This window comes from uncultured Thiocystis sp., assembly GCF_903866365.1.
Lineage (GTDB): Bacteria > Pseudomonadota > Gammaproteobacteria > Chromatiales > Chromatiaceae > Chromatium.
The window spans coordinates 1-10,689 of the sequence record NZ_CAIPNF010000169.1 but is presented as its reverse complement, the minus strand read 5'-3'; the positions used below and the strand labels follow the sequence as shown (position 1 = coordinate 10,689).

General features: G+C 63.2%; 4 protein-coding genes and 1 pseudogene. All 5 read left to right on the top strand.

The annotated features are described in order from the left end of the window. Nucleotides 1-296, top strand: a pseudogene (locus QZY07_RS09390) (ISKra4 family transposase); the annotation flags it as partial. Between the two features lie 171 nt (nucleotides 297-467). After that, nucleotides 468-1,049 (top strand): AAA family ATPase, encoded by a 582-nt coding sequence (locus QZY07_RS09385; RefSeq protein ID WP_295401846.1) that lies wholly within the window; start codon nucleotides 468-470, stop codon nucleotides 1,047-1,049. Between the two features lie 88 nt (nucleotides 1,050-1,137). Beyond that, a complete protein-coding gene (locus QZY07_RS09380) occupies nucleotides 1,138-3,795 on the top strand; it encodes a TrlF family AAA-like ATPase (protein ID WP_363183994.1) in 2,658 nt (885 codons plus the stop codon). Nucleotides 3,796-3,807: 12 nt separating this feature from the next. Then, nucleotides 3,808-5,052, top strand: coding sequence for an RNA-binding domain-containing protein (locus QZY07_RS09375; protein WP_295401843.1), 1,245 nt, complete (start codon nucleotides 3,808-3,810; stop codon nucleotides 5,050-5,052). Between the two features lie 7 nt (nucleotides 5,053-5,059). Next, nucleotides 5,060-10,555, top strand: coding sequence for a DEAD/DEAH box helicase (locus QZY07_RS09370; protein ID WP_295401841.1), 5,496 nt, complete (start codon nucleotides 5,060-5,062; stop codon nucleotides 10,553-10,555). Nucleotides 10,556-10,689 lie beyond the last annotated feature (134 nt).

Genomic DNA, 10,689 nt, shown 5'->3' with positions numbered 1-10,689 from the left:
AGACCTCGCTTGGCAAAAGCGTCCAAGACAATCTCCAGGCGGCCCTGACCTATTTCGCCAACCAACGGGCGCGCATGGACTACGCACAGCAGGTCGCCGAGAACCTTCCGATCGGCTCCGGCGTCATCGAAGCTGCCTGCAAGACCTTGGTCAAGCAACGCCTGTGCGGCGCGGGCATGCGCTGGAAGCACCAGGGTGCCAAGATCGTCTTGAGCCTGCGCGCGCTCGTGCAATCCACGGGGCGCTGGACGCAGTTCTGGGACAAGATCGATCAGTTTGGTGCTCGGCCCTGTTAGGATACATTATCGAAAGGCACCACCCGGCTCAAGGATGCCTATCGATCCCAGCCGTTCGATGCCAGAGACAAGAACGAAGTCGTCGCCGATTGCTACGAATCCATCGCCAACTGGAAAGTCTTTCATTTCCACGACACCAGCGATACCGCCGGCGTCAAGCGTCTCGGCGCGTTGCAGGACAATGCGTCTCTGCGCCCTGATGCCTCGAATCTGGCGGCCTTCCTGTACCGGCTGACGGCGGAAGCGCCCGAGGTCTATGCCCAGATTCGCAAGACCATTCGGCTCGCGATCCCTTTTTTCGATGATTTCGTGCTCAACCCCCGCGCACTGCCAACGGGAGAGGAACAGATCGCCCTGCTGTGGCAGCAGCAGGGAAGCGACTACAGGTTGTGGCCCAGTCAGTTGTCGGATGGCTCGATCCGCTTCATCTGCCTGGTCACTGCCCTGCTTCAGCCGGATCCGCCCTCGACCATCATCATCGACGAGCCGGAGCTGGGCCTGCACCCCTCTGCGATTACCTTGCTCGGTTCGCTGCTGCGATCGGCATCGACCCGCATGCAGGTCATCGTCTCTACCCAATCGGTTCCCTTGGTCGACGAATTTTCCATCGCGGATCTGATCATCGCCGAACGCGAGCAGGGGGCGACGATCTTCAGACATCTGGATGAGATTGAACTGCAACGCTGGCTGGAGGACTACTCCGTCGGCGAGTTGTGGGAGAAAAACATTCTCGGCGGGAGACCACGTCGATGATCCGCGCGCAATGCCAGGGCTTCGATGCCTGGCTCAGCCGCATCGAAGCATTGCAACCGGTGGGTCAGACATGAACAATCATTCTCCGATGAGCGATACCTACACCTTCGCGCGATTCTGGCGCTGCGCCCTGCAAGTCAATCCGGTTGACTACAGCGGAACTTATCGCGGTGCCGGGCATGGTTTGAGTGAGAGCGTCTACAACCAAGCGCTGCTAGAGAAATGCCTGGAACTCGACATCAAGGTAGTGGGGTTGGCCGATCATGGAAGCGTTGATCGCGTCGATAAGCTGCGCGATGTGCTCCAGCCACAGGGCATCCTGGTGTTTCCTGGGTTCGAGATCGCCGCGAACGACAAGACCCATTTCGTCTGCCTGTTTGCCGAGGACACCACCAGTCAACAATTGGAGCGTTATCTCGGGAGACTGGAACTTCTCGATCCGGATAATGGAGTGTGTCCCTCCCGGCTCAGCTCGGAGCATCTGATCGACAAGGTGGATCAGCTCGGCGGTTTCATCTATGCCGCCCATTGCACGAACGAGAACGGATTGCTCAAGAACCGGCAGAATCATGTCTGGCAACTGCCCAAACTGCGCGCGGCGCAAATTCCCGGCACGGTGGATGACCTGAAGGGCGACGAGAGCGATTTCTATCGCAAAGTCCTGTTGAACAAGAACGACGCTTATCGGCGAGAACGCCCGATGGCGGTCATCAATGCCAAGGATGTCGCCAACCCGGACGATCTCGATCAGCCAGGGGCGACCTGCTGGATCAAGATGACCCGACCGACCTTCGCGGCCTTCAAGATGGCTTTCCTCGACCCTGGCTCGCGCGTCCGCCTGAACTCGCGGCAGGCATCGAGCCCGATTGGCAAGATCCTGCGCATGCGCGTCGCTGGCGGTTATCTCGACGGCGTCGAGGTCGCCTTCTCCGAGCATTTGAATACGGTGATCGGAGGGCGAGGAACCGGTAAATCCACGCTGCTGGAATGTCTGCGCTACGCCCTGAACATTCCGCCGAAAGGCAAGCAGGCGCAGAAACTGCATTTGGATCTCATCAAGGCAAACCTTGGTCTCTCAGCGGGACGTATCGAATTGACGGTGATATCTTCGGCGCAGAACGGCCGGCAGTATCTCGTTTCGCGCCGTTATGGCGAACCGCCGATTGTGCGCGACCCGGACGGCAATGTGTCGACCTTGCAACCGATCGACCTACTGCCAGGTATCGACATCTACGGACAAAATGAGATCTACGAGCTGGCTCAGGACGAGACCAGCCGCATCCAGTTGCTGGATCGCTTTCTCCCACACGATGGCGATTTCGCGCAACGACGTGACGATCTCAGGAAACGCTTGCAGGACAATCAGCACCGATTGGTCAAGGCCCTGAGCGATGACGATGACCTGAAAGCCCAGATTGATCGGCTGCCCAAGCTGGAAGAGCAGTTGCAAGGCTTTGAGTCCCTGGGCATTCAGGAGAAGTTGGCGAAGACGCCGCTGCTGGCGCGCGAGCGTCAGATCGCCCAACGCGCGGGAGAAGAGATCCAGCATCTACATGACGGCTTGAACGGACTTCGCGACAACCTGCCTGACCTGACCTTCATCAGTGACAAGGCGCTGGAGGGATTGCCCGATGCGGAACCGCTGAGCCCCATCCGTTCGATCCTGGAGAAATTGCAACAGAGCTTCACCGGACACCTGGAGGCCATGCGGATCGAATTGGCCGAAGGCGAGCATCAGTTAGCGGCTCAATTGGCCGTGTGGGAACAGGCGCTGCAAGCGAACGAGGCCGAACTGGAGAAGGCCCTGCGGAGCTTGCCCGCCATGGCCGGCAAGAGCGGTCAGGATGTGGGGGTGGCTTATCAGCGCTTGATGCAGGAGATCGAGCGCATCAAGCCCTTGAAGGCGCGGCTGGCGACGTTCGAGAGCTTGCACGGAAGCCTGATACAGGAACGGCGCAACATCCTGGCTGGACTGTCCGATTTGCGTAGCCAACACCTCCAGGCGTTGCAAACGGCCGCAAAGAAGCTGAGCAAGCGCCTTGAGGGCAAGCTGAAGATCGTCATCGTTCCCGAAGCGGATCGCTCTGTGCTGAAGAGTTTCCTCTTGTCCTGTGACCTGGAAGGGGTTGGCGAGAAGCGGCTCGCCTGGATCGACGACTTGGAGACCATCAGCCCCTTGTCGTTGGCCCAGGCCATCCGACAGGGATCGATTGTCTTGCAAGCTGAATGGACGGGCATCACGCCGCTGGTCGCCAATGCCTTGACCAAGCTGCAACCGTCCCAGTTGATGGAACTGGAAGCCCTGGAGTTGGATCATCGGGTGGATCTTTCGCTGAACGTTGCCCACGGCGATTCGGTGCCCGTCTTCCGCCCCTTGAGCAAGCTCTCGACGGGCCAGCAATGCACCGCGATCCTGCACCTGCTGCTGCTGGAAAACGTCGATCCGCTGATCATGGATCAGCCCGAGGACAACCTCGACAACGCCTTTATCGCCGAACGTATCGTCACCGAGCTGCGCGAGGCGAAGACCAATCGACAGTTCCTGTTCGCGACACACAACGCCAACATCCCGGTGTTCGGCGACGCGGAATGGATCGGCGTCTTCACCGCCTCCGAGAGCCAGGGACGCCTGGGCTTCGAGGCCCAGGGTTCGATCGATGTGCCGGCGATTCGCGATCAGGTCGCCAGCCTTCTTGAAGGTGGCCGGGACGCCTTCGTCCAGCGCAAGGAAAAGTATGAGTTTTGAAGGTGAGCCACGATGTTGAAACCTGAATTGCTGGAGATCATCGCCAATGGCGAGAACTCGGGCGTGGAATTCAAGCGCGATGACTTGCGCCCCGAGCAATTGGCCAAGGAAATCGTGGCCCTGGCCAATTTCCAGGGCGGAAGGCTGCTGCTTGGCGTCGAGGATGACGGCCGCATCACCGGCATCCAGCGTGACGGTCTTGAAACCTGGGTGATGGACACGGTCTTTGGCCGCTACGTCCATCCGTTGATTCTGCCCTTCTACGAAGAAATCGAACTCGATGACGGCAAACGTGTCGCGGTGGTCTCGCTGACCCAGGGCACGGCCAAACCCTATGTGCTGCGCAACAACAATCGCGAGGAGATTTATATCCGTGTCGGCAGCACCTCACGTCTGGCCACCCGCGAGCAGCAGGCCCGCCTGTTCGAGAGCGGCGGAATGCTCCATGCCGAGACACTCCCTGTCTCCGGTACCCGTTTGGAGAACCTGGACCAAGCCCGCCTCACCGATTATCTCGTCAACATCGCTGGCGACGCGCAGGCGCCCGAGTCGCCAGGAGACTGGGAACAGCGTTTGATGGGTTTGGGTCTGATGGTGGCGCGCGAGGATGGGGCACCCGTCTGCACCATTGCCGGACTGGTCCTCTTTGGCCGCAGCCCGCGCCGCGGCTTGCGCCAGGCCGGTGTCCGCTGGATGTCGTTTGCCGGCGGGATCAAGGACTACGACGCAGAAGACGACACCTTGCTGGACTTCCCATTGGTCGCCCTGTGGGAGGGGCGTGTTGGTGCTGGCCGACAGGTGGTCGAGCCGGGGCTGATCGAACATCTGGCCGACAGGATGCGCCCCTTCATCTCGGAAGAGGGCAGCGAGATCACCGATAACCTGCGCCGCGAAACAGGGTATCGCTATCCGCTGGACGCCCTTCGCGAAACCATTCTCAACGCCTTGGTGCATCGGGATTGGACGCGCGCCATCGAGGTCGAAGTGGTCAACTATTCAGATCGTTTAGAAGTCATCAGCCCCGGCGCTCTTCAGAACTCGATGACGATCGAGAAGATGCTGGCCGGCCAGCGCTCGCCGCGCAACCAGATCATCGCGGAAATCATGCGTGATTACGGCTACGTCGATATGCGCGGCATGGGGGTGCGCCGCAAGATCGTGCCGCTGACCCGTGACTACACCGGTAAGGAGGCGGCCTTCGAACTGACCGACGACTACCTGCGCGTCACGCTTCCCGCCCGTCCGAAGCAGAGATGACCGTCACATGCAACCGCTGATCGTCGCCCAGCAAGTCACCCAGGGCGTCGCCGATTTTCTGCGCGCCGCCTTCCCCTCCACCACACCGGGCTTTACCGGGCTGATGGAGGCGTTCCTCGCCGAGCGCGGCAATCTGTTCAAGGGGCCGTATCTCACGGTGCCCCTGCCGTTTCGCCAAGCGCCGAATCCTGGCCGCCGAGCGTTCGACTGGCTCCCCGCCGGTTTCGTGCCCCACGCGCATCAGGCCCGCGCCTTTGCCCGACTGGCCGGCGACAGCGCGCAATCCACGTTAGTGGCCAGCGGCACCGGCTCGGGCAAGACCGAGTGCTTCCTCTACCCCATCCTGGAGCATTGCCGCGCGCAGCGGGCCGAGGGTCGACAGGGCATCAAGGCGATCATTCTCTATCCGATGAATGCCCTGGCCAGCGACCAGGCCGGGCGCGTCGCGAAGGAGATCGTCAAGGCCACCGCGCTGTCCGGCCTCCGCGCTGGCCTCTATGTGGGCGATGCGCCGGCGGTGGAATCCGATCGGGTGCGACAACTGGAGGACGGCAGCTTCACGGTCATCACCGACCGCCACGCGCTGCGCAAGGATCCGCCAGACATCCTGCTGACCAACTATAAGATGCTGGACTTCCTGCTGATCCGCGCCGCCGACACGCCGCTCTGGGTCCGGCAGCAGCCCGATACCCTGCGGTATCTGGTGGTGGATGAGATCCATACCTTCGACGGCGCCCAGGGGACGGATCTCGCGTGCCTGATCCGCCGCCTCAAGGGCCGGCTGGACTCACCGCCCGGTCAACTGGTCTGTGTGGGCACCTCCGCCACCCTGGGCGATGAGGGCGTTGGCGACTTGCTGGCCTTTGCCGGGGATGTGTTCGGCGAGACCCTGAACACGGATGCCGTCATCGGCGAAGAACGCGAGTCGGTGGGCGATTATCTGGCCGAGGCCGTGGTGGAGTTCACCCACAGCCCGCAACCGGCGGATCTCGCGACGCTGGCGCCGGAGCAGTATGAGGATCCGCACGCCTATCTGGCGGCTCAGGTGCCGCTGTGGTTCGGGCAGGACAGCTCGCCGGAGCAGATGTCGGATGTCGCCTGGCGGTGCGCGCTTGGCGAGCGGCTGAAGTCCCACTTTGCCTTCCAGAATCTGCTGCGTGACCTGGAGCGTCTCGGCGCGAAATCGGTTCTGCTGGAGGATCTGCTCGCCCTGCTGCGTCGCCGCCTGCCGGCCTGCGAGGATGAACGCTTCCCCTGGCTGTGGCTGTCCAGCCTGCTGGCCCTGGTGGCCCATGCGCGCAAACCCGGGCATCAGGACTTTTTTCTACAAGTCAAAGTGGAACTTTGGTTGCGTGAGCTGCGCCGCATGGTGGCCCTGCTCGACCCCGAGCCACGACTCCTGCACCACGACGATCTCGGCAAGGCCGGGAACGAGCGGATCTATCTGCCGGTCATCCATTGCCGAGACTGCCACGCCACCGGCTGGGGCAGCACCTTGCCCAAGACCAGCCCCACCCAGCTCACCCAGGACTTGCGGGTATTCTATAACGCCTTCTTCGCGGAAGACGTGACCGCCCGTTTTCTGTTTCCGGCTGGGGATGGCGTCGCGCCCAAGACCTTCGAGCGCAGGAAGGTCTGTCCCCAATGCGGCAGCCTCTATCCGCTGGCTCAGCCACAGTGTCAATTGTGCCCGGACGCCGCGCTGCTGGACATCGACATCACGGCCAATCTGCGTCAAGGCATCCGTAACGGTGCCAAATTCACCAAGTCGCACCACGACTGCCCCTACTGCGATGGGCATAAGACCCTGAGCATCGTCGGCTCCCAGGCGGCCAGCCTGGCGGAGGTGATGCTCAGCCAACTGTTCGGCACACGCTTCAACGCGGACAAGAAGCTGATCGCCTTTTCCGACTCCGTGCAGGACGCCGCCCACCGCGCCGGATTCCTGGCCGCGCGTACCTGGCGCCTGAACCTGCGTCCGGCCCTGGCGCAGGTGATCGCAGCCGCCGTTGACACCGGCCAACCGCTCACCCTGGCCGAACTGCCGCTGGCCTTCGCCCAGCACTGGCAAACGACGCTGGGCATCGGACCCTACCTGGTCAACTTTCTCCCGCCACAACTGCATTGGCTGCGCGACTTCGAGACGCTGACGAGCGAGGGTGTGCTACCACAGGACAGCGATCTGCCGCGCCTGCTCGCGGGCATCCTACCCTGGGTGATCAGCGCCGAATTCGGACAGGACGCCGCCATTGGCCGCACCCTGGTCGCCACCGGCACCGCCAGTGTGGTGCCACAGACCGGCGCCTTGGACGCGGCCGTCGGCTGGCTGCTGCCACGGCTGCGCGAGCAGCTCGATCCCCTGGCGAACACCACGGACGAGGAGGCCGCCACCTTTCTGCGCGGCCTGCTCGCCCAATTGCAACGGATTGGCGCCTGGCGTGTTCCAGGGCTGGAGTTCTACGCCCGCGTCGGCAGCCGACCCTGGGTGTACAAAAAGAACCCCAGCCAGTTTCAGATGCTGTCCGGCCCCCGCCCGCCGCGGTTCCTGACCCTGCCAGAATATCAACGCTGCGTCAGCGTCACTGGCCGGCATGCGCGACTCTTCCGCGCTTGGGCCTTCAAGACAGTGCCCGCGCTGCATGATCTGGCCCTGGGCGCCGATGACCTGCTGTTGCCGCTCTACCGATTGGCGCTGGAGGCACTGTTCGAGGCCGGGCTGGCGGGATTCGAGCAGGCCGATGACAAGCAGGACATCCGCGTCTGGGGGCTGGAGCCCGCCGCCTTCCGAGTGCTGCCCGGTGGACGCCGCTGGCGCTGTGGCCGCTGCCATGCCGAGGTGCTGTCCGGGCCGGATGACCACCTCGCGGGGCAACCCTGCCGGCGCGCCGAGTGCCACGGTCAGTTGCAGGCCGATGCCCACTTTGGCGACTACTACCGCAAACTCTATCGACATGCCGACATTCAGCGGGTGGTCGCGCACGAGCATACCGGCCTGCTGCCACGCGACACGCGCGAGGACATCGAGCGCAGATTCAAATCCGGCGGCATCAACGTGCTGTCAGCGACTCCCACCCTGGAGATGGGCATCGACATTGGGGATCTGTCGTCGGTGCTGCAGTGCTCGGTGCCGCCGCGTCAAGCCAACTACATCCAGCGCGCCGGTCGCGCCGGCCGCAGTACCGGCAACGCGCTGCTGCTGACCATGGCCACCAGCAAGCCCCACGATCTGTTCTTCTGGGACGATCCCAAGACCATGATCGCCGGCAGCGTGCAGGCGCCCGGCATCTTCCTGAACGCCTCCGCCGTGCTCGAACGCCAGTTGACGGCCTTCACACTGGATGGCTGGGTCCGCGGGACGGGCCAGGCGGCGCAGATCCCAAAGGAGATCCGCGCGGTCTTCAGCGCCATCGAGAACCAGTCGACCACGCGGTTTCCCTACCCCTGGCTGAACTATGTCGAGGTGCATCGCGCGACCTTGCTGGATCGGTTCATCCGCCTTTTTACCCTGGACAACCGCTGCGCGCTGACCGAGGGCACCCAGCAGTGGCTGGCCCGCTTCATCGCCGGCCGCGCGGATGAGGACAGCTCACTGCCGTTCAAGATCCTCTATCGGCTCCAGGGCATCGCCAAGGACGTTGCCGAGATCAAGCGCCAGCGCGAGCGCACGGTCAAGGAAATGGACAAGCTACAGGCACTGGCCGTGCGCGGCGAGGAACAGGATGCGGAGCTTTCGCGTCTGCTCCAGGAGCGCGCCGCGCTCTCCCGCCTGATCGGCGCGATCGAGGGCAAAGCCACCCTCAACGTGCTGACCGACGAGGGTCTGCTGCCGAACTATGCGTTCCCCGAGCAAGGTGTGTTGCTGCGCTCGATCATCGTGCGCGAGGCGCCAGTTTCCGGGGGACGGGCGTCTCGCCCGTCGGGTTCCACCGTCGCGAACCTGTCTGGCGGGCAGGATGCCCGCCCCCCGTTGACGTTCGAATACGAGCGCCCCGGCGCCTCGGCGATCACCGAGCTGGCCCCGAATAACACCTTCTATGCCGAAGGGCGTCGCGCGGTGATCAACCAGGTCGATGTCTCCAAGATCAAGCCCGAGGCCTGGCGTTTCTGCCGCCAGTGCGCCTACACGGAGCCGCTGTCATCGGGCGACGCGCACCCCGCGTGCCCGCGCTGCGGCGACAGCCTCTGGCGCGACAGCGGGCGGGTCCGCGAGATGCTGCGGCTGACCACCGTGTTTGCGCGCACCCTGGACCGGGACAGCCGCATCGCCGACGACGCAGACGAGCGCCAGCGCGGCTTCTATGTGCGGCAGGCCCTGGTGGACAGTCCACCCCATGCGGTGCGCCAGGCCTTTGTCATCGATCGACCCGAGTTCCCGTTCGGATTCGAGTTTCTCGACCGGGTGACCTTCCGCGAGGTGAATTTTGGCGAGCAGGCGCCCGATGCCTCGCCGATGACGATCGCCGGCGAAGAACTCAGTCGTCCCGGTTTCGCCATTTGCCCGGAATGCGGCACCCTGCAGCGCCGGCGCAAGGCCGAGGAGCAGCATCGCAACCATGCGCCCTGGTGCGCGAAGCGCAAGAACCCGGACGCCAGCACCCAGCAATGCATCTTCCTCTACCGTGAATTCACGAGCGAGGGGATTCGACTCTTCCTGCCCGAGGTGGGTTTTGCCGAATCCCATGAGTCGCTGCTGAGCTTCGTCGCCGCGCTGGAGTTGGGGCTGGCGAAACGCTTCAAAGGCGCGGTCGATCACCTGCGGATTGCACCCGACATCCGCATGGCCGCGGGGTCGGACAGCCCACGGACCTATCTGGTGATCTACGACAGCGTGCCCGGCGGCACCGGCTATCTGAAGGAGCTGATGCGCGATCCCGAGCCCCTGTTCGAGGTCTTCAGCCAAGCCTTGCAGACCTTGAACGCCTGCGCCTGCAACCAGAACGCCGAGGCCGATGGCTGCTACCGCTGCGTTTACCGTTACCACAACAGCTTCGACCGCAAAGCCATCTCGCGCCGCGTCGCGCAGAAACTGTTGAACGACGTCTTGCAATTCAAGGACGCCTTGAAGCCCGTCGCGAATCTGGCCGGCGTCCAGCCCGGCAACCCATTGCTGGATAGCGCGCTGGAAAGGCGCTTCCTCGAAGCCTTGCGGCGCGACATGGCTGGTGATGTTGGTGGTGAGCGATTCAAACTGAGCGACACCCTGTTCAAGGGCAAACCAGGGTATCAGGTGCAGGCCGGCCCGCGCCGCTGGCGTCTGGAATTGCAGGTCAATCTGACGCCCAGCGACGGCGTGGTAGTGCCCTGCAAACCTGACTTCGTGTTCTGGCCCGACGATGGCGCGGACGATCTGCCGGTGGCGGTCTTCCTGGATGGCTGGCAGTACCACAAGGACAGCGTACCCACCGATCTGGCCAAGCGCATGGCGGTCGCCAAGAGTGGCCGCTTCTCGGTCTGGACGCTGACCTGGGCTGACGTCGACGGCGTGCTGCAGGGGAGTGGGTGATTCTGCACAAACGGAGAAAAACTCTCATAGCAGGCCGAGCATGTACACGTCGGCCATCCGCTGGCACTGATCCGCCTCGTCTTCGGTCAACGGCGGCCGGCAGGCGTCATCCGTGAGCGCGCCGATTTCGTCGT